Source organism: Clostridium hydrogenum, assembly GCF_021432385.1.
Classification (GTDB): domain Bacteria; phylum Bacillota; class Clostridia; order Clostridiales; family Clostridiaceae; genus Clostridium_S; species Clostridium_S hydrogenum.
The window spans coordinates 2,407,501-2,434,129 of sequence record NZ_JAEACT010000002.1 but is presented as its reverse complement, the minus strand read 5'-3'; the positions used below and the strand labels follow the sequence as shown (position 1 = coordinate 2,434,129).

At 29.1% G+C, this 26,629-nt stretch carries 20 protein-coding genes (1 of these 20 cut by a window edge); 12 read left to right on the top strand and 8 right to left on the bottom strand.

Features of this window, described 5'->3' with window-relative positions:
- The first annotated feature begins 148 nt into the window (after positions 1–148).
- The 4 genes from CUEA01_RS11035 (at position 149) to CUEA01_RS11020 (ending at position 10,248) form a co-directional block, all read left to right on the top strand.
- Positions 149–5,476, top strand: a complete 5,328-nt coding sequence (locus CUEA01_RS11035; protein WP_234121686.1) for a diguanylate cyclase — start codon at positions 149–151, stop codon at positions 5,474–5,476.
- Between the two features lie 164 nt (positions 5,477–5,640).
- Positions 5,641–7,950 (top strand): alpha-xylosidase, encoded by a 2,310-nt coding sequence (yicI, locus tag CUEA01_RS11030; RefSeq protein WP_234121685.1) that lies wholly within the window; start codon positions 5,641–5,643, stop codon positions 7,948–7,950.
- Positions 7,951–8,259: 309 nt separating this feature from the next.
- Entirely contained in the window at positions 8,260–8,844 is a 585-nt protein-coding gene (locus CUEA01_RS11025; protein WP_234121684.1) for an ECF transporter S component, read from the top strand.
- Between the two features lie 186 nt (positions 8,845–9,030).
- A complete protein-coding gene (locus tag CUEA01_RS11020) occupies positions 9,031–10,248 on the top strand; it encodes an IS256 family transposase (RefSeq protein WP_234120032.1) in 1,218 nt (405 codons plus the stop codon).
- Positions 10,249–10,571: 323 nt separating this feature from the next.
- On the opposite strand, the gene CUEA01_RS11015 is transcribed toward CUEA01_RS11020, so the two are convergent.
- The 6 genes from CUEA01_RS11015 to CUEA01_RS10990 all read right to left on the bottom strand — a co-directional run bounded on the left by CUEA01_RS11015 (position 10,572) and on the right by CUEA01_RS10990 (position 17,132).
- Complete coding sequence (locus CUEA01_RS11015; RefSeq protein ID WP_234121683.1) at positions 10,572–12,380, bottom strand: M56 family metallopeptidase; 1,809 nt, start codon at positions 12,378–12,380, stop codon at positions 10,572–10,574.
- Positions 12,381–12,393: 13 nt separating this feature from the next.
- Entirely contained in the window at positions 12,394–12,771 is a 378-nt protein-coding gene (locus CUEA01_RS11010) for a BlaI/MecI/CopY family transcriptional regulator (protein WP_234121682.1), read from the bottom strand.
- 120 nt (positions 12,772–12,891) lie between these two features.
- Positions 12,892–14,007, bottom strand: a complete 1,116-nt coding sequence (locus CUEA01_RS11005; protein WP_234121681.1) for a ribose-phosphate pyrophosphokinase — start codon at positions 14,005–14,007, stop codon at positions 12,892–12,894.
- Positions 14,008–14,156: 149 nt separating this feature from the next.
- Positions 14,157–14,894, bottom strand: a complete 738-nt coding sequence (gene truA / locus CUEA01_RS11000) for a tRNA pseudouridine(38-40) synthase TruA (RefSeq protein ID WP_234121680.1) — start codon at positions 14,892–14,894, stop codon at positions 14,157–14,159.
- A 193-nt stretch (positions 14,895–15,087) separates the two neighbouring features.
- Positions 15,088–16,149: an HD-GYP domain-containing protein gene (locus CUEA01_RS10995; RefSeq protein ID WP_234121679.1), complete on the bottom strand. Its 1,062-nt coding sequence runs from the start codon at positions 16,147–16,149 to the stop codon at positions 15,088–15,090.
- A 134-nt stretch (positions 16,150–16,283) separates the two neighbouring features.
- Positions 16,284–17,132: an AraC family transcriptional regulator gene (locus CUEA01_RS10990; RefSeq protein ID WP_234121678.1), complete on the bottom strand. Its 849-nt coding sequence runs from the start codon at positions 17,130–17,132 to the stop codon at positions 16,284–16,286.
- Positions 17,133–17,291: 159 nt separating this feature from the next.
- Between CUEA01_RS10990 and CUEA01_RS10985 the strand changes: the two genes are divergently transcribed.
- From CUEA01_RS10985 to larA, 8 genes are all read left to right on the top strand, one after another.
- Positions 17,292–18,095, top strand: a complete 804-nt coding sequence (locus CUEA01_RS10985) for a gluconate 5-dehydrogenase (protein ID WP_234121677.1) — start codon at positions 17,292–17,294, stop codon at positions 18,093–18,095.
- A gap of 16 nt (positions 18,096–18,111) precedes the next feature.
- Positions 18,112–18,753 (top strand): RpiB/LacA/LacB family sugar-phosphate isomerase, encoded by a 642-nt coding sequence (locus CUEA01_RS10980; RefSeq protein WP_234121676.1) that lies wholly within the window; start codon positions 18,112–18,114, stop codon positions 18,751–18,753.
- 287 nt (positions 18,754–19,040) lie between these two features.
- Entirely contained in the window at positions 19,041–19,238 is a 198-nt protein-coding gene (locus tag CUEA01_RS10975) for a hypothetical protein (protein ID WP_234121675.1), read from the top strand.
- A gap of 118 nt (positions 19,239–19,356) precedes the next feature.
- The gene (locus tag CUEA01_RS10970) at positions 19,357–20,052 is read left to right on the top strand and encodes a FadR/GntR family transcriptional regulator (RefSeq protein WP_234121674.1); all 696 of its coding nucleotides are present in this window, start codon (positions 19,357–19,359) and stop codon (positions 20,050–20,052) included.
- A gap of 105 nt (positions 20,053–20,157) precedes the next feature.
- Complete coding sequence (locus CUEA01_RS10965; RefSeq protein WP_234121673.1) at positions 20,158–20,946, top strand: electron transfer flavoprotein subunit beta/FixA family protein; 789 nt, start codon at positions 20,158–20,160, stop codon at positions 20,944–20,946.
- A 14-nt stretch (positions 20,947–20,960) separates the two neighbouring features.
- Positions 20,961–22,169, top strand: coding sequence for an electron transfer flavoprotein subunit alpha (locus tag CUEA01_RS10960; protein ID WP_234121672.1), 1,209 nt, complete (start codon positions 20,961–20,963; stop codon positions 22,167–22,169).
- A gap of 13 nt (positions 22,170–22,182) precedes the next feature.
- Positions 22,183–23,568, top strand: coding sequence for an FAD-binding oxidoreductase (locus CUEA01_RS10955; protein ID WP_234121671.1), 1,386 nt, complete (start codon positions 22,183–22,185; stop codon positions 23,566–23,568).
- Position 23,569: 1 nt separating this feature from the next.
- Positions 23,570–24,850: a nickel-dependent lactate racemase gene (gene larA, locus CUEA01_RS10950; protein WP_234121670.1), complete on the top strand. Its 1,281-nt coding sequence runs from the start codon at positions 23,570–23,572 to the stop codon at positions 24,848–24,850.
- A 109-nt stretch (positions 24,851–24,959) separates the two neighbouring features.
- Here the strand turns inward: larA and speE are convergent, their stop codons facing one another.
- Entirely contained in the window at positions 24,960–25,820 is an 861-nt protein-coding gene (speE, locus tag CUEA01_RS10945) for a polyamine aminopropyltransferase (protein WP_234121669.1), read from the bottom strand.
- A gap of 20 nt (positions 25,821–25,840) precedes the next feature.
- On the bottom strand, positions 25,841–26,629 hold the 3' portion of the coding sequence (speD, locus tag CUEA01_RS10940; protein ID WP_234121668.1) for an adenosylmethionine decarboxylase. Its footprint extends 36 nt past the window's final position; only the last 789 of its 825 coding nucleotides appear in the window; the start codon falls outside the window, past its right edge; it ends in the stop codon at positions 25,841–25,843.

The window sequence follows — 26,629 nt, the reverse complement described above, 5'->3', positions numbered from 1 at the left end:
AAACGATTATAATATATGAGTATGGATAAAATAGTTCAGCTATCAAAATCAATTTGGAGCATAATGCCTAGGGACGGTATTTTAATATAAATTAATTTTGAAGTTTCAAGCGGTTTATCTCTATACATTGAAAATAGGAAGTGAAATTATGCGAGTTATTGATAATAGATATAAAATAATCAAAGAAATAGATAGCAGTTTAAACTTCAGTTTTTTTGAAGTGGCTGATATGTTGAAAGAAAATTTTAAACTTATACTTGTAATAATTGATCCAAATTATTTTTCTAAGAATATGCGTGAATATTTGAAGAGAGAATTTGTAAATTTGACAAATTTAAAACAGGACAATATACATAAAGTATATAATTTTAGGGTATTAAATGTTATTGATAATAAGCATATAAAAGAATTAAAATGGTACTACACATATGAATTTAATGATAAAGAAAAAAAATTAAGAGACTTTTTATATAGACTTAATGAGGAAATGATATTAGATTTATTTATTGAAATATGTATAGCTGTTCAGTATACTCATAATATCGGATATGTTTATAAGAATATAAATTTAGATAATATATATATAACTTGTGAAAATAATAAATTAAGTGTAAAAATAAATGATATATTAACATGTTTTATTAAAAATATATCAAACAATGAAAATAAGGATTTAAGTTCTTTTTTGTTCAATAATAATTCAAAAGAAATGATTAAACATAACATATACAATCTAGGAGCAGTTCTATTTCAACTGTGCTCTAAAAGGTATCTTTATGAGTTCAATATTCAAGGTGAAATAGAAAAAATAGAAGACTCTTTAAAAAATGATGAATATTATAGAAAAATAAATGATCCTTTTTTAATTAAGATGCTGCCCGTAATAAAGAAAATGATATTACCAAAAGGGTATTCAAAAGTTAGTGATATAGTAAAAGATTTAAACAAGATATTTGCAAAAAACTATACATGTTTTGATACTGCTGCATTAAATAAACTAAACTATTATACTAAAATTGTTGGAAGAAAAGCTGAAATTCAAAAGGTGCTAGAAATATATAAAGATATTAAAGAAAGTAATTTGAAATCAAATATTTTTTTGATTCACGGGGTAAGCGGAATTGGGAAAACAAGGTTTTTAAGAGAAATAGAATATTTAATAATGTTTAATGATAATAATGTGTATTCTAGCTATAGTGAAAATAATATTGGGGAGAAAAAAAGGAATGTTATTTTAGAAATATTAAAAAAGATAATTATTAAAACAGATGCTGAAATAATTAATAAATATGATGTTAATGAAATTTTAAATCTGATAAATAAAATTTCATTAAATAAAAGTGAAAATGGTATTAGTAATGTTGAGGAAATCTTTAGGTTCTTAAATAAGTGTAATAGGTTTATAAATGAAATTTCTAAAATAAAGCCTATGGTTATAATAATTGATGATTTTGATGAGATTGATGAATTAAGTTTACAATTCATAAAATACATTTATGGAAGAATGAATACTAATAGAAATATAGTTGTTTTTATTTCATATTCTGATGAGAAACTTTACAAGAATGTACAATTTAAGAATTTTGAAGAATCTATTATAAATGATTGCTATGAAATTCAATTGAAAGAATTTAATTATGAAGAAACGCTTGAATATATTAATTGTATAATGGGCATAGGATATGATGTAAAAAGCTTTTCAAAAGTAATTTTTAATAAAACAAATGGTAATCCTCTATTTATTATGGAGGTAATAAAAGATTTATATAATAAAAAGTATATATATTTTAATGGAAATGAAGGAATATGGTTTACTACATATGAAGAAATTGACGATTTACCTATCCATACTTCTATTTTTCAAGTTATAGAGAATCAAGTAAAGGATATTAAAGGTATTGAACTAGAATTAATGAATGTAATTGCTTTATTTAATATACCTTTAAATATCGATATAATAAGTAAGGTATTTAATAATAATGATATTGATGTGATTGAAAAATTAATTGATAAAGCTTTAAACCAAGGGTTATTAGAAAGGATAGAAAACCAAAAAGGAATAACTTTCTATGTAATTGCAAATAAGATGTTTAAGGCAATTCTTATTGACAAAATTAAAGGCGAGGAAGAAAAGAGACTTCATGAAACTGCAGCGAATGTTCTTGAAAAAATAGATGAAAAGGAATATATTGATGAAATATTATTTCATTTTGAAAAGTCAGGAAATATAAATAAAGTAATTGAATACTATTTAAAAAAGTATTCTAAGCCAATATATATAAAGGAGAGAGGCAATGCAATAAATAATATTAAAAGAATAGTAAATAAGGAAGAAAACAATTTATTAAATCTAAAAGGGATTAAACTTATATATATATTAGGTGAATTATTAATATTTGAAGAAAAACGGGAAGAAGCAAAATTTTATTTTTTAATGTGTGAAAGATTAGCTTTTAAAATAAAAGAATATAAAATGCAGTTTGAAGCTATTAAAAAATATGTAAATATAATTTTAGAAGATTTTCAATTAGATGAAGTTGATAAATATATTAGAAAGCAAGAAGAAATACTTGAGATATTTCATTATCCAAAAGGTAATTTAGAACTAGAATTAGAAAAGTCACTTAAATATTATGCCAGTGGTGAACTTAATAAAGCTGAAAATATAAGTAAAAATATTCTTGATAAATGTGGAAAAGATTTTTCTGAGGAGAAGGGAATTTGCTACTATATATTAAGTAATATATCTATAGATAGAATGAAAATTGATGAAGCTTTGTATTATACTAAACTTTGTATAAAAAGCAGAGGATTTTTTAATAACATAAGTTATGTTCTTGACTCAATGAATAATATGTCATATATATATGGTACATTGCTTAATGATAATGTAAATTCAAAAAAATATTTGGTTGACATGCTTGAAATAGTAAATAAATTTGGATATTATCACTATAAACTGTTATCGCTGTCACAAATAGCTGCATTAGAATTAAATGAGGCAAAGTATTTAGAGGCTTATGCTAACTTTAAAGATGTAACGGAGTTGGCAAAAAAACTAAACGATGAAACTATAGAATTTTATTGTTACTGTAAATTATCACAAGTGTGCGTTAGGATATTTAAATTAGATGAGGCTTCACATTATTTTGAAAAAGCAACTGAAAGAATTGATAATTATAATTGTAAAAATAATAATTCGCTAGTAAATATTTACTATGTTGCGGGCGTTGAATTATATATAAAATTTGGCTGCATTGAAAAAGCAAAAAAATTTATTGAAAGTGATTCTTTTTCTAAAAGGAAAGTTTTATTAGAAAATTTTATTTATTATTTTTATGAAAAAAATCCAAATTCAAAGAAAAAGTTAATGGAAACTATTGATTCAGTAAATCTATCATCTTCTGATATAGATGAATTGAATAGTTTAGCAGTAATATTCTATGCTAATGAGGAAGAAGAGTTATTTAATTGTATTTATAAAAGATTAAGCTTTAGTAGTATTGAGAATGATAAAATAGATGTTTTAAATGCTCTAGCTAATCAAGGAACAAAAAGATTTAGATATGCATTAAATTTCTTAATTAAATACAATAATAAGAATGATAATCTATCATGTATGATTCCATATTTTTTGGTTGGTGAATACTATTATGAAAAAAAGGATTATATAAAATCAATAAATTATCTATTTGAAAGTGTAGATAGAATGATAAAAAATATTATTCAAATACCGAATAAGTATAGAATAAACTTTTTTAAAATGTTTAACTTTAATAAATATATAAATATATTTATTAAAGTTGTTAATGAGTATAGTAATGATGAAATAGTTCAGCCTGTAAATTTAGAAGATGATTTAAGCAATCAAGCTATTGAAAGATTTGTTGAAAATTTTAACTTTAAAAAATTATTTTATAGTGATAAATATAAAAAAGATATACAGGAACACTATATTTCGCATATACCAAGAAATATTAATGATTCTATCAATCTAATAAAAAATTTATCTATATCTTCAACGAAAAATATAAATAATTTGTTGAGGCATTTAAAGTATATTACATTAGCCAAAAATATTTTTTTGCAAATTAAGGAAAATGATAACACTGTGGTTTTTGATACAAATAAAGTTTATATAAATAGTAAGGACGCCATTATTAATAAGTGGGTTATAGACAGGGTGAGGATAAGAAAAAATTTCATATTTTTAAAAAGATCAGGATTAAAACATGAAACTGCATTTAAAAATAATGAAAAGTCTATAATATGTATTCCAATATACAATATGCAGGTTAGTGGTACTAAGACAAAAAATGCAAGTAATAAAGATATATCTGGAATATTGTATTTAGATACAGACAAAATACTAAATAATTTCAATGTTGAAATCCTAAATAAATGTATTGAACTTAATGGTTTACTTAATTTAAATATTGAAAAATATAAATTAAAAAGAAATTCATCTGTTGATAAGTTAACAGGTACTTTAGTAAGAAGATATCTTGATATTAGGTTAGAACAAACAATGAGAGATGCTAAAGAAAAGAACGGTGAATTTTCAATTTTAATGTATGATCTCGATAATTTTAAAGGGATAAATGATAAATTTGGGCATAGAACAGGTGATGAAGTACTAAAAAAAGTAAGCGAGATAGTAATGAATAATATAGATGATAATTGTTCTTGCATAAGATATGGTGGAGAGGAATTTATAGTAATACTCCAAGAAAAAAATGAAGAAGATGCCTTAAAATGTGCAGAATTAATTAGAAGCAAAGTTGAAGAAGCAAAAATACTCGGAAATAAGAGAAGTGTAACAATAAGTATAGGAATAGCATCATATCCCAAAACTGCAGCATCAAAAGACGATTTAATTGAAAAGGTAGATAAAGCACTTTATGTTGCAAAGAATAATAGAAAAAATCAATGTGTTGTTTGGAATGAGAATTTTAGAAATAATGCAAAGGTAACAAACAAAATAACAGGTATAATAACAGGAAGTGTTGTTCAAAACTCAAGAAATGTTCTTGTTATGGTGGAATTTATTGAAATGCTTAAAGAAAATGGGGATATAGAAAGTAAAATATTTAATAGTCTTGGAAGATTAATTGAATATTTTGAAGCTTCATATTGCAGTATAATATTAATGAAAGATGGAGAAATATCCCAAACCTATACGAGAAAAATTTTCCAAACAAAATGGGCAAAGGAAACAAATTTAAATATGAAACTTATTAAAGAGGTTTATGAGAAAAAATCAGGTATCTGCCAAATTGATTGGGATAATATAAGTATAATTGATGAGACTACAGGAATGCCAGATTGGGATTCTGTGATGATTATGCCGCTAATAAATAAGGGTGTAACAAAGGGCGTTTTATATTTTAATGTCCCAACAAAGCAAAAAGAATTTAATTTTGAAGAGTTTAATTTTTCGAGTTCAATATCTAATATAATAGCGGCGTTGTTATAGGAGCATGATAAAAGATTTAGATGGCTTAATGCCATCTAAATCTTTTTAAAAAAACTTTATAAAATGGATTGGAAATGTTTTGTTAAGATGATATATTAGATATAAGCAAAAGAAATAAAGAATTTGTAAACGTTATAAAATGGATGCGAGAGAGGTGTTATTTCATGAAATTTACCAATGGATATTGGTTAGTTAAAGAAGGATATAAAATTATAAATCCTAAGGTTGCATATGATTTTAAAATTACGGATAAAAAGGTTACAGTCTATGCACCATGCAATGATATAGTAAATAAGGGATGTACCTTGGATGGTGGTCTTATAACAATTGAGTTTTCTTCTCCAATTAAAGAAGTAATGAAAGTTAGACTTTATCACCATAAGGGGGGGATAAATAAAAAACCTGCCTTTGAAATTTATGATGAAAAGTTAAACTTAAAAAGCAAGGTAATAGATGATAAGGTGGAATTCTCATCAGGTAATTTAAATGTAGAAGTTGATAGGAGAAATTGGGGTATTAGATTTTTTAATGGAGATAAATTAATAACATCCAGTATTTCAAATGGAATAGGATATATAACAAGCAGCAACAAAGAGAAGTATGTTAAAGATGAACTTACGTTAGATATTGGGGAACTTGTGTATGGACTTGGAGAAAGATTTACACCTTTTATTAAAAATGGACAAGTAGTTGACATGTGGAATGCAGATGCGGGAACAGGAAGTGAACAGACGTATAAAAATATACCGTTTTATATAAGTAATAAAGGATATGGAGTTTTTGTTAATCATCCTGAAAAAGTTTCATTTGAAATTGCATCAGAAAAAGTTTCAAGAGTACAGTTTTCAGTTGAGGGAGAATATCTCGAATACTTTATTATAAATGGACCTTCGTTAAAGGAGGTATTAAAGAGATATACAATCTTAACAGGAAAACCAAGTCTTCCGCCAGCATGGACTTTTGGGCTTTGGCTTTCAACTTCATTTTTAACAAACTATGATGAAGAAACTGTAAATAGTTTTATAGATGGAATGAAAGAAAGAGATATACCTTTAGATGTGTTTCATTTTGATTGTTTGTGGATGAAAGAGTTTGAATGGTGCAATTTTAAATGGGATGAAAGAATGTTTAAAAATCCTGAAGCAATGCTAAAGAAAATAAAGGATAAAGGAATAAAAATATGTGTATGGATAAATTCATATATAGCACAAAAATCACCTTTATTTGATGAGGGTATGGAACATGGATATTTCTTAAGAAGGCCTAATGGAGATGTATGGCAGTGGGATTTATGGCAGGCAGGTATGGCAATTGTAGATTTCACTAATCCAGAAGCTGTTAAATGGTATCAAGGATATCTTGAAAAATTAGTTGATATGGGAGTAGATGCATTTAAAACTGATTTTGGAGAAAGAATACCAACTGATGTAGTTTATTATGATGGATCAGATCCTAAAAGAATGCATAATTATTACACATATCTATACAATAAAGCAGTTTATGAAGTGATTGAAAAGAAATTAGGAAAGAAAGAAGCAGTTTTATTTGCGAGATCAGCAACAGTTGGTAGTCAAAAATTTCCGGTTCATTGGGGTGGAGATTGTATGTCGAGCTATCCTTCTATGGCTGAATCACTTAGAGGGGGACTTTCGTTTACTCTATCAGGTTTTGGATTTTGGAGTCATGATATAGGTGGATTTGAAAATGGAACAACAGCAGATTTATATAAGAGATGGACTCAATTTGGATTGTTGTCAACTCACAGTAGGTATCATGGAAGTGGTCAATATAAAGTGCCATGGGTATATGATGATGAAGCAGTAGCTGTAACTAGGAAGTTTACAAAATTAAAGTGCAGTCTCATGCCTTACCTTTATAGAAATGCATGTGAAACAGCTGAAACCGGCGTTCCAATGATGAGGGCAATGGTATTGGAATTTAATTGTGATGAAACTTGTAGTTTTCTAGATAGGCAATATATGCTTGGTGATAGCCTCCTTGTAGCACCAATTTTTAAGGAAACAGGAGAGGTTAAATACTATTTGCCAAAGGGTAAATGGACTAATATACTAACAAATAAGGTTTATGAAGGTGGAAATTGGTATAATGAAAATTTTAATTATATGGAACTTCCGCTTATGGCAAGAGAAAATTCAATAATAGTTTTTGGAAATTGCGATAAAAAAGCTGAATATAATTATGGTGAGAAACCTACTTTGCATATATTTGAGCTTGTAGATAATAATGAAGCAGAAACAGAAATATATGATTCAAATGGGCAAAAAATTGCACATATAACTGCTTTAAAAGAAGAAAATAAAATAACAGTAAAGACTGATGGAATAAAAGGAAAATATAGAATACTTCTTAGGAACATAAATGAAGTGAAATCTGTTACTAAAGGAGAAGTTTCAAGTACAGAGGAAGGAACAATAATAGAATTATTAGATAGAAGTATAGTTATTTTACTTTGAAGATTTGTAAAGAAAATTAGAGATGATATTTAAGTCATCTCCAATTTTTTTTGCAAAATGTTTAAATTGAAAATGAACAAGCTATTCTGATAATTTTGGAGTTTTACTTAGTATGTACCAATAATATTGACCAAATGCACTTTAAGTGGAAAAATTTACAGCATAGAGGCAATAATCATAATTGTGAAGTAAGAACAAGTATGATAAACTTTTAACAAGTCGGTATTTTATATAAAACTGAACTTAGAAAAGTGAATAAAGAAATTTCGACTTATATCCAAATAAGGAATGAGAGCGAGGAAATGTGAAATGATTGAAAAAGTTTATGGAAAGAAAAAGCTTGAAACTAGACAAATTACAATGATAGGACTGCTATTTGCTATAACCATTGTTTTGGGAGCAACAGGGCTAGGCTTTTTTCCGATTCCACCATTTAAAACTACTATTATGCATATACCTGTAATAATAGGCGGAATAATAGGAGGACCTATAGTAGGAGCGTTTACAGGATTACTGTTTGGTATATTTAGCATTATTCAAGCCATAAATACACCAACACCAGTATCATTTGTGTTTTTAAATCCTTTAGTTGCCGTTTTGCCTAGAATTTTAATCGGGGTAATATCATATTATGTGTACAGATTAATTAGAAAAAAGTCTGAAAAAATAGGTGTAATAGCTGGAATAATAGCAGGAACTTTAACAAATACAATAGGTGTTCTATCCATGATTTACTTATTATATATAAATGCTTATGCAAAAGCACTTCACTTAAGTTATAGTGTTGCCGTAAAAAGTCTTTTTTTAGCAGGATCAGACTGCATTATATCAGTAGGTGCGGCTTTAATTATATCAATTCCAATTATAACAGTATTAAAGAAACTTAAGTTCTAAAAATTGCGAAGCAAGAGTTAACTTTTTAGCCTAACAAGGAAGGAAAAAAGTTAACTCTTTAATGTTTAAAGCATCTTTAAAAACGAGCCTGTAAAAAATTTTGTGTAAACTGAATAAAAGTCACTCTTTCTTGGCAATAATTTAGATAAATAAATTACAATTATTTACAAGAAGGAGTGCTTTTTTATGTCGAATATTTCTAAAGAAATTTTAAGAAATTATATTAATGAACAGAATTTTAAAAGTCCAGATGATATTTTAGCTGCCATGAAGGATATGTTTAAAGATGTACTTCAAGAAGCCTTAGAGGCTGAAATGGATACACAGCTTGGATATGACAAATACGATGTTGCTGAAAAACAAACCCAAAATAGTAGAAACGGCTACTCAAAGAAAACTTTAAAATCTGAACTTGGAACAGTTCAATTAAATGTACCACGTGATAGAAATGGTGAATATGAACCTAAAATCATTCCTAAATATCAGAGAAATATAACTGGAATTGAGGATAAGATTATGGGACTTTATGCAGCTGGAATGACTACAAGAGATATAACAGAACAAGTTAAAAATCTTTATGACATTGAATTATCAGCTGAAATGGTATCAAATATAACAAATAGAATTATTCCAGTAGTTTCAGAATGGCAGAACAGACCTCTTGAAAAAACTTATTCTTTTGTATTTATGGATGCAATTCATTATAAGGTACGAGAAGATAAGCAAATTGTAGTTAAGGCAGCTTATGTTGTATTAGGTGTAACTATGGATGGAAAGAAAGAAGTATTGGGCATATGGGTAGGTGCAAATGAAAGCAGCAAATTCTGGCTATCAGTATTAAATGATCTTAAAAATAGAGGCGTTAAAGACGTCCTTATATTCTGTGTAGATGGTTTAAATGGCTTCAAGGAAGCCATTGGTGCAGTATATCCTTTTGCTAAAATACAACGTTGTATAATACATCAGCTAAGGTCCAGTATGAAATATATACCATATAAGGATAGAAAGGCTTTTGCATCAGATTTAAAATCTGTCTATGGAGCAGTAAATGAAGATATTGCGCTTGAAAATCTTATGGCTATAAAAGAAAAATGGCAAAGTAAATATCCTAATGCAATAAAAAGCTGGGAAGATAATTGGGATAACTTGATAACTTTCTTTGCTTTCCCTGACTTTATACGTAAGATTATATATACAACCAATGCAATAGAAAGTCTTAATAGTCAATTTAGAAAAGTAACTAAAACAAAACTCATATTCCCTAATGATGATAGTCTTATGAAAATGTTGTACCTTGCTACTCAGAAGGTAAGCAAGAAATGGACTCGTGCATATGAAAATTGGGATCTTGTTATAAGCCAACTTAATATATTATTTAGTGAAATCTTAAACAAAGGAGCATAAATTGGGGACTCTGTCCCCAAACCCCTGAGGTTTATCGCTTTAGTTCTCCCAGAAACGGATAAAACGGATAGTTTAAAACCATCCGTTTCTGTAAAGAACACTAATATCCGCTCAGGTTGCTCCTCAGCATTGCCTTATCCTGCTATTAGCAAGTATATTATTGACCAAAATTGGATATAATATACAATGTAATGCTGAATAAACAATAAACTTTGAAAAATTTATTTTACAAAATTTTACAAAAATATCATTTCGAAATTATTTGTCTAAAGAAAGAGAATACACATAATTATTTACACGGCCTTAAAAACTTCCAATTCGGTTTACTTATTTAATTCTGGCAGTACGCTATCTGTTTTGTCTATTGACCAATTATTTCCATTAAAGATTAGAGTAGCGTGTATTGGACTGTTTGATCCATCCTCGTACATGGTGTTTAGAACTACTGTTAAGGTATTTCCATTATAGCTTTTAGATACAACGCTGCAGTGATTGTCATAAAGAGCTAAAGTTCCGTAATTACCATAACATGAATAATAATATCCATTTACCATTCTAAAAGTTACATCCATAAAATTTCTAATGAAGTGGTCTGTATAATAATTGTTAAGTGTAGAATTTTGGTTTACAAATCTTCTTAAAGAATTATAGTCTTTAATATCTGGAGATAATTTTATAAAGCTGCGGCCATTTATATCTATTTCATTACCAGTTTTGTGATTCATTATAATGTTGGTATAGGAATTTCTAAGTGAAACATCTCCTTTTGATAGCAAGTTTATAATACCGCTGTTTGAAATTTGCGTAAAATTTGAATTGGATGCTTCATTAGTGCTTTTTGCTTGTGGGATAGAAGCTGGTTTAATAGAAGCGACGGTAGTATTTGTTTTTTTAGATGAAGGTGCAGCAGATGAAGGTGCAGCATTAGTATTATTAGAGTTAGCAGAGGGATTAATAGAGACAGCAGTAACTGAAGAAGGTTTAACAGGAATACTAGCTTTTTTAGTCTTAGGGGATTTATTGCTAGCAGTTGAAGAAGTTTTTTGTGTTTTAGTACTTGATGATGAATAGTTAGTCAATACTACACAAGCTATTACAGCAGCGAGAATAATACCTACAGCAGACCATATTATTGTTTTTTTCTTAAATTTAGAAATCATAATAATTCTCCTTTTAATTTCAGATTTACTTATTATTGCAGTAGTTCCTGGGATGCACTTGGGTTTTGAAATAATTTGAGCGAGTTTTATAAGAGTTTCACCATAATTGTGGTGCTCATCAATTATAATGTGGGTTAAAATAGTAGAATCACAGGATAATTCACAATCCTTTTTCAATTGTTTAAAACATATTAGTAGTATTGGATTAAACCAATGCAAAATTTGTAAGGCAGTGCTAATCCAGCTAATTAAGATATCTTTTCTCTTGAAATGTATGAGCTCATGAAGAATGACATACTTAAGTTCGCTTGATGATAGCTCATATATTAAATTTTTTGGAAGTATGATTTTTGGTTTAAAAATTCCTACTAAAGTTGGTGTGTTTATTTTTGTGCTGGTTATAATCTGAAGGTTATTGCTTTTTATGCAAAGCACTTTTTTACAGTGTTTTAGTAAAGCAATGATAGTTACATCAGTACATATATCTTCTTTTTTTATTTTTGCTAAAAAACTAAAGTATACAATAAGAAAATATAAATATAATGATGCTGCAATTATAATCCATATAATGCTAGCAGTTTGAAAATTTATAAGGTAGTTAAGATTATTTTTAGTGGTTTCAGTTGGAGGAAGCTTTTTTAAAAAAATAGGCTTTGAACTTTGATTTTTTACAGTAGTATTAAAAGATGAAGCATTTCCTAATGCTGGTGATAAACTTGATGCTGACTTTTCGTTATTATACATAGTACTCTTGTAAATGCCTGAAAACTGAAGTATATTAAAAATGCTAATATGGCTTTTAGGAGAGTAGGGCATTAAAAGTCTTACAATAACCAAAATCCAAATATAGTAATGCCAAGTTGAACTTAATTTGTTTTTAAATAAAAATTTTACTAGAAAAATTACTAAGGCAGTTATACTTGCCATAATAGAAATATTAAGAACTATTTTAAATACAGTATCTAAGCTCATCAAAAGAATCCCCTTATTTAGATTTTTGATTTAAAATGTTTTTTAATTCGTCAATTTCTTTATCTGTTAGGTTTTCTTCTTGTAAAAAGTTTGCTACTAGCAATTTAATAGATCCATCATATATTTTTTTTATGAAAGATTGTGTTTCAAATCTTTGAAGCTCATTTTGTGACATAAGTGGAGTATATTCATTCAATGAATGGGTTTTTGTAACTTTAACGGCACCTTTTTTTACAAGCCTATCTATTAAGGTTCTAATTGTTTTTGAACTCCAAGTTGTACTTGTTCTTAAAGCTTCAATTATTTCTGGTGAAGTGGTATTGGATTTTTCCCATATAATTTTCATTACAATCCACTCAGCATCAGATAATTTAGGAATATAACTCTTCATTAATTTACCTCCCTACATTTGTAGTCTATAGTCATATACTATGTTTGTAGTCTTAAAATGTTACAAAAAATTAGAAGGGCTGTTCTACAATGTTATGTAGGACAGCCCTTCTAATTTTTTTTATTTTCTATTGTTTAGAAGTTCATGTAAAATATATGTGGCATCCATATATTTAGCAATAGATTTATCTCTATTTAATTTATTTATTATTATAGAGATGAATTGTGACATATCTACTGCTCTAAACCATTCAGCTTTTTTAAGTTCAGGTGATATATAAGTTAAATTTGTTGAATAAACTCTTGATATTATACCATCATCATAATATTTTTGGAATTTTTCTAGTCCTTCTGTAAAGAAAGCAAAAGTAGTAGCTACATAGACGTTTCTTGCTTTTCTATTTTTTAATTCTTTTGCTATGTCAAGAACAGATTCTCCTGAAGCTATCATATCATCAACTATTAATACATCTAAATCCTCAACATCCCTTCCCATATATTCATGTTTAACTATAGGGTTTTTTCCGTTTACAATTGTTGAGTGGTCTCTTCTCTTGTAAAATAAACCAACATCTGCTCCAAGAACACTTGAATAGTAGATTGCTCTATCCATAGCACCAGTATCTGGGCTTATAACGAGCAAGCTGTTTTGATTTATTTGTATATTTTTTTCTTCGGTTAGGATAGTTCTAACAATATCATATGTAGGGTACAAATTCTCAAATGACAATAATGGAATTGCGTTTTGAACATTAGGATCATGAGCATCGAAAGTCAATATCTCTTGTACACCCAATCTCTCTAATTCCTGAAGGGCTAATGCACAATCTAGAGATTCTCTGCCTTTTCTTCTATGTTGTCTTGATTCGTAAAGTAATGGCATTATAACAGTTATCCTTTTTGCTTTTCCTCTTATAGCGGATACTGTTCTCTTTATATCTTGAAAATGTTCATCTGGACCTTTGAAAGTTTTTAATCCAAACATGTTATATGTACAACTGTGATTTCCTACATCACAAAGTATGTAAATGTCTTTTCCTCTAACTGAATCTGTAAGTTTTACCTTTCCCTCACCATTGGAAAAACGTATTTCTTGAGCTGGTAATAAGAATGTTTCATCAGTTTTTCTTTTTTCTTTAATATGTTCGTTAATTTTTTCTCCTAATTCTTTGCAGCTTTCTAAAACAATTAAACCTAAATCTCCATTAGTATGGTCAAAAAATTGACTGTTACTCATTATTCATCCTCCATCTGTTATGTTAAATTATTGTTATAAAAGTGTTAATAAATATCACTAAATTAATTTTAGATTTTTAAAAGACTTATGTCAATTATAATTTGTAAAGATTTTTATATATTTAATTTTTACAATAATACAAAAAAATATTAATAATCTACGTTTTTTAGACATAATCCCTTTGCTTGTGCTATTGGACCAGCTTCTGATCTTTTCTTTTCGTCTAATATTTTTTCTACATCAGATATTTTTAAGTTACCATTTCCTACTTCCAAAAGTGTTCCGACTATTATTCTTACCATATTAAATAAAAAGCTGTTACCATTTACTTCAATTTCTATCAAGTTGGAGTTTTTTGTTATGTTTATATAGTTTATAGTTTTAACAGTTGATTTTGTTTTGCTTTTTAAATTTGTAAAACTTTGAAAATCATGAGTTCCAATTAAAATTTCAGATGCTTTTCTCATAGCGTCTATATCTAGCTCATCATCAGTATGATAAACATATTTCCTGTTAAATACACTTCTAAAATTACTTGTATTTATTCTGTAAATGTAAGTTTTTGATTTGGCGTTATATCTTGCATGGAATCTTTCGGTTGTGTCTTTCATAGATTTTACAACTATATCTTCGGGCAAGAATTCATATAAATAATTGAGCATTGTATTTATGCTTAGTTCGCAATTTGTATGGAAGTTTGCAGTGTAATTTTCGGCGTGAACACCAGAATCTGTTCTTCCGCAGCCAATTACTTGAATGTTTTCACCTGTCATTTTTGATAGTACATTTTCTATTCTAGCTTGAATAGTTGAAACGCCGTCTTTTTGCTTTTGCCAGCCTTTATACCTTGTTCCGTCATATTCAATTAGCATTTTTATGTTTCTCATTTAGACCCACCTTTTTAATTAAATCTTTAATTTCACCATATATTATTATATCCTTTAAAATCATATAAATCTATTAATAATGACAATTTATTTATAAGGTCATGTGAAAATAAATACAGAGTACAATGTAAGGATGATTTTTCGCTGTTAAAGCTAAACCAACATTCATTGTACTCTGTACTTTGTAATCCTTTTATACGACGAGTCTTTTAACATATATATTTTTTTCCTCTTTTAAATCAACGAAGCCATTTTCATCAAGCAAAAGAGGGTTTGTAATATCATTTATATCAACTTGAATAATTTTGCAGGAGCGATCATCACTTAACACAACGCTTTCACCCATGTAGTAATTTACCATTTGGTGTAAAAACATGTTGCAGAATTTATTATCAAGTTTCCCTAGGCTTTGCTCTTGAACGATTTTTAATGCTTCAAAAGGACCAGTAAATTTATCAGTATATCTCCCTGAGGTAATATTATCAAAAGTATCTGCAATTGCTATTATTTTCGCAAATTTATGTATTTTATTGTCAATAGCTCCAAGAGGATATCCTGAGCCATCAATTCTTTCATGATGCATAATTACACCTCTACATACACTATCATCTAAGTATGGAATTTGCTGCACGAAGTGATAGGCCAAAATAGGATGAGTTTTGTATTTTTCATATTCTTCAGGTGTAAGTTCTTCGATTTTTTTATTCAATAAATATTCATCTAATTTGGTTTTCCCAAAGTCATGCAATACAGCAGCATATGTTAGTGAGTTTATTTCATCTTCATTAAGGCCTAACCATTTGCCAAGTATATAACTAAGTGCTGATACGTTTACGCTGTGTCTATAAATATTATTTTCTTTGTTGCCATAAAAAACGATATCTCTAATAACAAGACCTGTTGATTTGAACTCTTCTTGTGTTCTTTTTGTGAACTTTCTTAGTTCCTCTAAATCATCAAGCTTTAGTGAAGAGATATTAGTAAATATATTTTGTAATTTGGAAGAAAAATTATTGAAAGTAGATTCTAACTCTTTAACTGTTTTAGCTTTTACGTTCAAAATATCAGTATATTCATCTTCAGAATAAATTTCAACTGCATCAACTATATAGTTTTGCTTTAAAATATTTATAGCAAAGTCTGTTATTGCAACATCTTTAGACAATAGTAATACTCCAGAGAAATTTATATTACTTGCAGATACCATTCCTGCCGTTAAATCATTTATTGGAACTAACTTCTTTTTTAACACCATAACCGCTCACCTCATAACAAATAATTCTAATATATATCATCTATGTATATATTATCGTGGAATTACCATATGACTAAATAGGGTTTATGATAAATTTTAATATATTTTTTATTTTTATTGAAATTTGTATTAAATTAATTCATGCTAAAAGTAGAATATTTTTTTGGAGATACTCCAACAGCCTTTTTAAAGGATTTTAGAAAGTTGCTGTAATCATTAAAACCACATTTAAAGTATACGTCGTTAATGCTAAAGCCATTTGAAAGAAGAGCTTTTGCCATAGATATTCTTCTAGCAATAATATATTTATTTATCGTAGTACCAGTAGCTAGTTTGAAAATTCTGCAAATATATGATTCGCTTAAGAAAAAGTTATCTGCTATGCTTTTTACAGTAATATTTTCTGTAACATTATCGTTAATGTAGTTAATTATTTCTTGAATTTGATTGTTATATTTATATATAGAAGAATCTTCATTAGCTAAAGATAGCTTGGTCAAATAGACCATAAGTTCTATAAAGCTTGAATACTCAATAATATCCGAACCAAAACCTTCAGTACTTATGATTTTATTTATAAAATATATAAATCTACTTTGTTGCTCTTTGTTAAGTTCAATTTTATGCCTAAAATTATTATCACGATGTTTAAAGCAGTAGTTTAAATCTGTTTTATTAGTAGAAATTGCTTTTAAAAAATCAGGGTAAATAGAGATTACTATTCTTTCATGAGTTGTTTTACTTATTTGGGAAACATAGTGACCTTCAAATTGATTTATAACAAATAAATTTCCAGGGGTAATAGTATATAATTTATTATCTATTAAGAATTGTTTTCCGCCAGAAATAGAATAATAAATTTCGTAACAATCATGTATATGAATAGCCATAGTTTCTTCCTCTGAGTGCAGATGTGCGATTGAAAAATATTTATTTTCTATGCAACTTTTAATAGATTCTTTACAAGATGTAAATTCTTTCATGTAAAACCACCTCAATTTTTCATATTTGTCCATATAATTCTATTATAAATATTGCTTCAATATTTGCAACATTTTAAATAAAATATAACAAGAAATAGTGAAATCTCAATAGTATAATTAAATCATCAAGTAAATGTTATAGTTTAAGGAGGAATATTAATGGATATATTGAAGGATTTTTCGTTAAAAGGTAAAGTTGCACTTGTAACTGGTGCATCATATGGTATTGGATTTGCTATTGCAAAAGCTTATGCCAGTGCAGGGGCTACAATAGTATTTAATGATATTAAGCAGGAATTAGTAGATAAAGGATTAAAAGCTTATGAGGCAGAAGGAATAAAAGCACATGGCTACGTATGTGATGTTACAAATGAAGAAGCAGTAAATGAATTTATTAATAAGGTAGAAAAAGAAGTTGGGATAATAGATATCCTTGTAAATAATGCTGGAATAATCAAACGTATTCCAATGCTTGAAATGAAAGCAGAAGATTTTAGAAAGGTTATAGATGTAGATTTAAATGCACCATTTATAGTGTCTAAAGCTGTAATACCTGGAATGATTAAAAAGGGACATGGAAAAATAATAAACATATGCTCTATGATGAGCGAACTTGGAAGAGAAACAGTTTCAGCTTACGCGGCTGCAAAAGGTGGACTTAAGATGTTAACAAGAAACATTGCATCTGAATATGGTGAACACAATATCCAATGTAATGGTATCGGACCTGGATATATAGCTACACCACAAACAGCTCCTCTTAGAGAAGTTCAGCCAGATGGTTCAAAACATCCATTTGATCAATTTATAATTGCAAAAACTCCAGCAGCACGTTGGGGAGTAACAGAAGATTTAATGGGACCAGCCGTTTTTTTAGCATCTGATGCATCAAACTTTGTAAATGGTCATGTTTTATATGTGGATGGTGGCATATTAGCCTATATTGGAAAACAACCACAATAATAGGAGGAAGATAAAAATGAAAATTGCATTAATAAACGAAAATAGCCAAGCAGCAAAAAATGAATTAATATGTGAAACATTAAAAAAAGTAGTAGAACCAAAAGGCCATAAAGTATTTAATTATGGAATGTATACTTCAGATGATAAAGCACAATTAACATACGTTCAAAATGGTATTTTAGCAGCCATTCTATTAAATTCAGGTGCAGCTGATTATGTAATAACTGGCTGTGGCACTGGAGAAGGAGCAATGCTTGCCTTAAATTCTTTTCCAGGAGTAATATGTGGACACGTAGAGGATCCATCAGATGCCTTCATGTTTGCACAAATTAATGATGGAAATGCAATAGCATTACCTTTCGCTAAAGGCTTTGGCTGGGGCGGAGAATTAAATTTAGAATATATATTTGAAAAGTTATTCCAAGGTGAAAGCGGACAAGGATATCCAAAGGAAAGAGTTATACCAGAACAAAGAAATAAAAAGATATTAGATGAAGTTAGAAAAGTAGCATTTAAAGATATAATAACAGTTTTAAAAGAAATAGATCAAGAGTTACTTAAAGGTGCTGTAAGCGGAGAAAAGTTCCAAGAGTATTTCTTTGATAATTGTAAGTGTGATAAAATGAAGGAATTTGTTAAAAGTGTATTAGAAAAGTAGAGAATATATTTGTTTTAATAAATTTTAGATGTAAAAGGAACTGTTGCATGCAAGATAATTGTTAGTGCACAGTTCCTTTTATTTTGCAAATTTAAGGTCATTTTTATATTATTAAGTATATTTACAATTAAAATAAATATAATGTTATTAGCAAAAGTCTTTATAGGGAGTTAAAAAAATCGTATTAATTACTTTTAGTTGGGAGGTGCAATAGATTTTGACAGGCCCATTTGTGCAGTTGGCCTCCTATTAAAGGATACTGTAAAAAAAAAGAAGGAGTTGTTAAAATGGCTTTTTCAAGTATGGTGGGTCGAAGAATAAAATTGAAAACAATTGACAGTATTGAATATCATGGTATCCTTAAAGAGTATCAGGCCAATGGAGGATATTTGGTATTGCGTAATTGTAAAACTAAAGATGGAGTTGAAGTTGGCATAACTGTTAATTTTGTGATAAGCAATATAATATGGTATCTTATATTTTAGGCATATTACACAAAACTATCTCTCAATTTGGACTTATTATTTTTTTTTAATATGCCTTAAGTGTATAATTTTGCAGTATAATATATATTATAAAGTTTTATAGAAAAAGGATGATGTTATGTTTACTCCAGTAAAAAATCAAAAAGTTTATGAAGTAGTAATTGAACAAATAAAAGAAATGATAAAAACAGGCAAATTAAAAAAAGGTGATAAGCTTCCCCCTGAAAGGGAACTTGTAGAAGAACTTAAAGTAAGCAGGGCTTCAATAAGAGAAGCATTAAGAGCACTTGAAATATTAGGACTTGTAGAAAGCAGGCATGGTGATGGAAACTTTATAAAAAATAATTTTGATGAAAGTCTTCTTGAACCGCTATCTATTATGTTTATGTTAGAGGAAAGCAGTCCAAAAGATATACTTGAGCTTAGAATGGTTTTGGAGACGGAAACTGCTATGCTTGCAGCTAAAAGAATTGACAATGATACCCTTAAAGAAATAAAAGATATAATAGATAGATTTAAAGCGACTACAGATGAAAAATTAAATACAGAATTAGACGTTGAATTTCATCATAAAATTGCTCAAGCTTCTAAAAATCTTCTTTTGGTTAATATTTTATCTGCAACTTCTGTATTAATAGATACATTTATTAGTAATGCAAGATATAAAATTATGCAGAAGGAAGAAAATAAAGAAAAACTTGTAAGTCAGCATGAAAGCATATATGAGGCACTATCAAATAAAGATGCATCAAGTGCTGCAGAAGAAATGAAAAAACACTTAGAATTCATAAATAGATCCATTTTCAAAAGTTAAATTTTTAACTTTTGTTTTTCTATGGAATTAGTTTTTTTTATGTGGTATAATTTACTTACAAATTGGTCATACCAATATACCAATATTAAATGTGGAGGGGTTACAATGGAAATATTAGTATGTATTAAACAGGTTCCGGGTACTAGTAAAGTTGAAGTAGATGAAAAAACAGGAGTATTAAAAAGGGATGGAGTAGATTCTAAAATGAATCCGTATGACCTATATGCGCTTGAAACAGCACTTAGGCTTAAAGAAAAGCTTGGAAGCAATGTAAGCGTTATCAGCATGGGACCTCCTCAAGCAAAGGAAGTCATTAAAGAAGCATACATGATGGGAGTAGATAGAGGAGCACTTATCTCAGATAGAAAGTTTGCAGGAGCTGATGTACTTGCTACAGCTTATACAATTTCCCAAGGAATTAGAAAAATGGGAAACTTTGATTTGATATTATGTGGAAAACAAACTACAGATGGAGATACCGCACAGGTTGGACCAGAAATAGCAGAATATTTAAAAATACCGCATATTGCAAATGTAATAAAAATAGAAGAAGCAAGTGAAAAAGCTATAACTGTAGAGATGGATATGCCAGATACAATAGAACTTGATAAAGTTACCTATCCATGTTTGCTTACAGTAGATAAGGACATCTTTCAGCCAAGACTTCCTTCTTATAGGCAAAAGCTTGAAACTAAGGATAGAGAAATACAGACTATTTGTCTTAATGATTTTGAGGATAAGGATGAAAACCAATATGGACTCAATGGTTCTGCAACTCAGGTAGAAAAGATATTTCCGCCTTCAGTAAATAATGACAGAGAAACTTGGACGGGCAGCAGTGATGAAGTATCAAACAAAATAATTGGAAAGCTTAAACAATTAAAATATGTTTAGTGGAGGGGATTATTATGGGAAAGTTAGTTGTTAATCAAAATAAAGTTACAAAAGAAAATATAAATGAACTTTTGAGTATATGTCCATTTAATGCTATAGAAAATCATGATGGAAAAATTGAAGTAAATGCAGGCTGCAAGCTTTGTAAGATGTGCGTTAGAAAAGGCCCTAAAGGGGTAATGGAGTTTGTAGAAGAAGAGGTAAAGGCAATTGATAAAAGCTTGTGGAAAGGAATCTTAGTATACGTAGATCATGTTGAAGGAAATATACATCCAGTTACCTTCGAGCTTATAGGAAAGGCAAAGGAACTGGCTTCAAAAATAAATCATCCAGTTTATGCATTATTTATTGGGCACAATATAAAAGAGAAGGCTGAGGAACTTTTACATTATGGCGTTGATGAAGTTTTTGTATATGATTATGAGGAATTAAAGGATTTTTCAATAGAACCTTATACCGCTGTATTTGAAGATTTAATAAACAAAGTAAAACCAACAGCAATACTTGTTGGAGCAACAACTGTTGGAAGATCTTTGGCGCCAAGAATTGCAGCAAGATTTAAAACAGGGCTTACAGCAGATTGTACAATACTTGATATGAAAGAAAATACAGATTTAGTTCAAATAAGACCTGCTTTTGGAGGAAACATAATGGCACAAATAGTAAATCCAAACAGCAGACCTCAAATGGCAACAGTAAGATATAAAGTAATGAGTGCCCCAGAAAGACAGAAAGAAGAAAGTGGAAAAATATCTTTATGCAGTATAAGTAAAGAAAAACTTGCTTCTAATATAAAGGTTTTAAAGGTAACTAAAAAGCTTCCAGAAAACAGTATTTCAGATGCAGAGGTAATAATTGCAGTTGGAAGAGGTATAAAAACTAAAAAGGATATGGACATGGTATATGAATTAGCAAATCTTTTGAAGGCAAGAGTTGCTGGAACAAGGCCACTTGTTGAAGCAGGCTGGATAGATGCTAAAACTCAAATAGGTTTAAGTGGAAGAACTGTAAAGCCTAAACTCATAATAGTTCTTGGAGTTTCAGGAGCAGTTCAATTTACAGCTGGTATGAACAGCAGTGAATATATATTTGCAATAAACAAGGATGAAAAAGCACCTATATTTAATGCAAGCCATTATGGAATTGTTGGTGATATATACGAAATAGTACCAAAGCTTATTGAAGAATTAAAACAAAATAAGAAAATAGAATCAGCTGTTTAGGAGGGGAAGCTTTATGGTTAATGTAGAAGATATAAAATATTTTAAAGAACTTTTAGGTGAGGATAGAGTACTTAGTGGAGATGAAATAAATGAGGACTTCAGCCATGATGAACTTGGCGGTGTAAGTAAAATGCCAGAAGTACTTCTAGAGGTAGAGACTACAGAGGAAATATCAAAGGTTATGAAATATGCCTATGAAAAAGGAATACCAGTAGTACCAAGAGGCTCAGGAACAGGACTTGTTGGAGCTTCTGTGCCAATGCTTGGTGGAATAATGATAAATATGAGCAGCATGAATAAAATTCTTGAAATTGATGAAGAAAATTTAACACTTACTGTTGAACCAGGAGTTTTATTAATGGAAATAGGAAAGTATGTTGAACAGCATGATCTTTTTTACCCACCAGATCCAGGAGAAAAATCAGCAACAATAGGAGGAAACATCAGTACAAATGCAGGAGGCATGAGAGCAGTAAAGTACGGTGTTACAAGGGATTATGTAAGAGGTCTTGAAGTTGTACTTCCAAATGGTGATATTATGGAGCTTGGAGGAAAGGTTGTTAAAAACAGTTCTGGCTATAGCATAAAGGATTTAATATGCGGTTCAGAAGGAACACTTGCAATAATAACTAAGGCTATTTTAAAACTTCTTCCACTTCCTAAGAAAACTATAAGTCTTTTAGTGCCTTTTAAAAATCTTGATACAGCCATAGGAACTGTACCCAAAATTATAAAATCCAAGTCAATTCCTACAGCTATAGAATTTATGCAAAGAGAAGTAATAATTTCAGCAGAAGAATATTTGGGTAAAAAGTTCCCAGATAACAGTGCTGATGCATATTTACTTTTAACTTTTGATGGAAATAGCAAGGAGCAGGTTGAAAAGGATTATGAAAGTGTTGCAGAAATTTGTCTTAATGAAGGAGCACTTGATGTTTATATAGTTGATACAGATGAAAGAAAAGAGGCAGTTTGGAATGCAAGAGGAGCCTTCCTTGAAGCCGTTAAAGCCTCAACTACAGAAATGGATGAATGTGATGTTGTAGTTCCAAGAAATAAAGTAGCTGAGTTTATAAAGTATACAAATGAACTTCAAAATAAGTTTAATATAAGAATAAGAAGCTTTGGTCATGCAGGCGATGGAAATTTACATGTTTATATTCTTAGAGATGATTTAAGCAAAGAAGAATGGGACAAGAAGCTTGAGGAAATATTTAAATGTATGTACAGCAAAGCTATTGAACTAGAAGGACTTGTATCAGGAGAACATGGTATAGGTTTTGCTAAAAAGAAATATTTGTTTAATCAGTATGGAGAAGAATATATTTCTCTTATGAAAAATATTAAAAAAGCTTTTGATCCTAAAAATATATTAAATCCTGAGAAGGTGTGTGAGTAAAATGGCTGTATTTAATGTACCTTACTACAAAGGAACTATGGAAATAGAGTTGCCGGATAAAAACTTTAAGAATATTTTAATATCAAAAGCAGCTGATTATAAAACTGATTTAAAAGAAGAAGAAATTGTAGAAAATGCTCTCAATAATCCTATAGGGTCTAAAAGTCTTGAAGAGCTTGTAAAGGGCAAAAATAATATGGTCATAATAACTAGTGATCATACAAGACCTGTACCAAGTAAAATAACCTTACCTATACTTTTAAAGCGTATAAGAAAGGTTAATCCGAGCATTGATATAAAAATACTTATAGCAACAGGACTTCACAGGCCAACTACAAAAGAAGAAATGATAGAAAAGTTTGGAGAAGCTTTAGTTAAAAATGAAAATCTAATTTGTCATAGAGCAAAGGAAGGAAATGAACTTTTGAAAATAGGTATGCTGCCATCAGGAGGAGAACTTTGGATAAACAAATTAGCAGCAGAAACCGAACTTTTAATTTCTGAAGGTTTTATAGAACCACACTTTTTTGCGGGTTTTTCTGGAGGAAGAAAGAGTATACTTCCGGGAATTTCTGGAGCTCAAACTATAATGGCAAATCACTGTTCAGAATTTATAAATAATGAAAATTCAAGAACAGGAAAGCTTTTAAAAAATCCAATACATGAAGACATGCTTTATGCAGCTAAGACCGCAAAACTTGCATTTATATTAAATGTGGCACTTGATAAAAATAAAAAAATAATAGGAGCTTTTGCGGGTGATAGTGAACTTGCACACAATAAAGGCTGTGAATTTGTTTCTAAATTTTATGGCGTTAGTGGAACTAAATCAGATATTGTAGTTACCACTAACGGAGGATATCCACTTGACCAAAATATTTATCAGTCAGTAAAAGGTATGACTGCTGGAGAGGCCTTGTGCAAAGAGGGTGGAGTTATAATAATGATAGCCTCATGCTGTGATGGTCATGGTGGTGAGTCCTTTTATAAAAATGTATCAGAGGCTAAAAACCCAAAAGAGCTTCTATCTAAAATACTTAAAGTTTCAAGAAAGAATACCGTACCAGATCAATGGGAGTTTCAAATTTTAGCTAGAATACTAAATAAGTATAAAGTCATAATGGTGACGGATATGTGTGATCCTAAAATAATAGAGGATATGCATATGTATTATGCTCATGATTTCAAAAAAGCATTAGAACTTGCATTTGAAATTGTGGGAAAGGATGCGGAAATAACCTTAATACCAGATGGAGTTTCGAGCATTGTTAAGGGAAAATAGAGTTTTAGATTATCTTTATTGATGAACCATTTTTCTAAAGAAGAGAATATAATAATTTATCCAGTAGCTTGCAATTTTAAGCTGCTGGATAAATTTATTTTAATATGCCTTATTCAGTTTTTTCTAATTCTTCAATTACATAGTTTGGCAGTGCAAATGCACCTCTATGTAAATTTGTATTATAATATTTTGTTTTTAGTCCAAGAGCATTCCATTTTTCTGCATCCAAATCATTTAGAGGGTGATATTTCTTTGAAGCAAATCCGAAAAGCCAATGACCAGAAGCATAAGTTGGCATATGGAATTGATAAACCATTGAAATAGGAAACTTATCTTTAATTTTACTATGAGCTCTCTTCATTTCTCGACAGTAATCTTTATAGTATGGACTTTCATGCTGATTTATTAAAATTCCATCGTCACTAAGTATTCTTTGACAATCATTATAGAACTCATTAGTGAATAAGCCTTCTCCAGGGCCAATAGGATCTGTTGAATCTACAAGAATTAAATCATAAGTTCCATTTGCAGTCCTTTTAACAAATTCCTTACCATCTTCAAAATGCATAGTAAGTCTTTCGTCATTATCAAGTTTGCAAGCAGTTTGATTTAAGTACTTTTGGCAAAGCCTAACTACTCTTTCATCGATTTCAACCATATCTACTTTTTCTATAGTTTTATATCTTAAAATTTCTCTTGAAGTTCCACCATCGCCACCGCCAATTATTAATACTTTCTTAATATTAGGGTTAACAGCCATTGGGACGTGAGTAATCATTTCATGATATATGAATTCATCTTTTTCAGTCATCATTATATAACCGTCAAGGGTGAAAAAAGTTCCAAAAGTTTCACTCTTAAAGAAATCGATTTGTTGAAAAGGTGTTTTTTCACTATATAAATGTTCCTTTACCCTTATTGAAAATTTTGCGTCATCTGCATGACTTTCAGAATACCAAAGATCTAACATAATACATGCCTCCATTGTGTTTATTTATAATATGATTCATCAAAATTTTTACCATAAAAAATTTCATCCATTTCTTTTTTTACTTTATCAGTTATGGACTTTATCTCTTTTGAATCTAAATCTTTTTTAGTATATCCAAATAAATAGTTGTCTAAATCAAATTGTTTTAGTTTGCATTTTGTATGAAAAATGTTTTCTTGGTAAACATTTACATCAATCATATTGTAGTTGTTTTTTATATTGTCAGGTATATAGTTTTGAATAGAGTTAATTTTATGATCTATAAATAGTTTATGTCCAGTGATATCTCTAGTAAAACCACGAACTCTATAATCCATAGTCATAATATCAGCTTCGAAAGATTGTACTAAATAATTTAGTGCTTTTAAAGGTGATATCTCTCCACAGGTAGATACATCTATATCCGCTCTAAAAGTACAAATACCTTCATCAGGATGATATTCAGGATAAGTGTGTACTGTAATATGGCTTTTGTCTAAATGAGCAAGCACGATTTCTGGTAGAGGACCAGGAGTATCTTTTTTTAGCGCATCTATGGAAGTTTCTTCTATTTCGTTTTCGCATACTAATATTGTAACACTAGCACCTTGCGGGTCGTAGTCTTGTTTTGCGATATTTAAAATATGAGCCCCTATAATTTCAGTAACGTTTGTAAGAATTTGTGTAAGTCGTTCTGCGCTGTATTGCTCATCTATATAAGAAATATAAGCTTCTCTATCTTTTGCAGATTTTGTGTAACATATATCATACATATTAAAAGACAAGGTTTTGGTTAAATTGTTGAAACC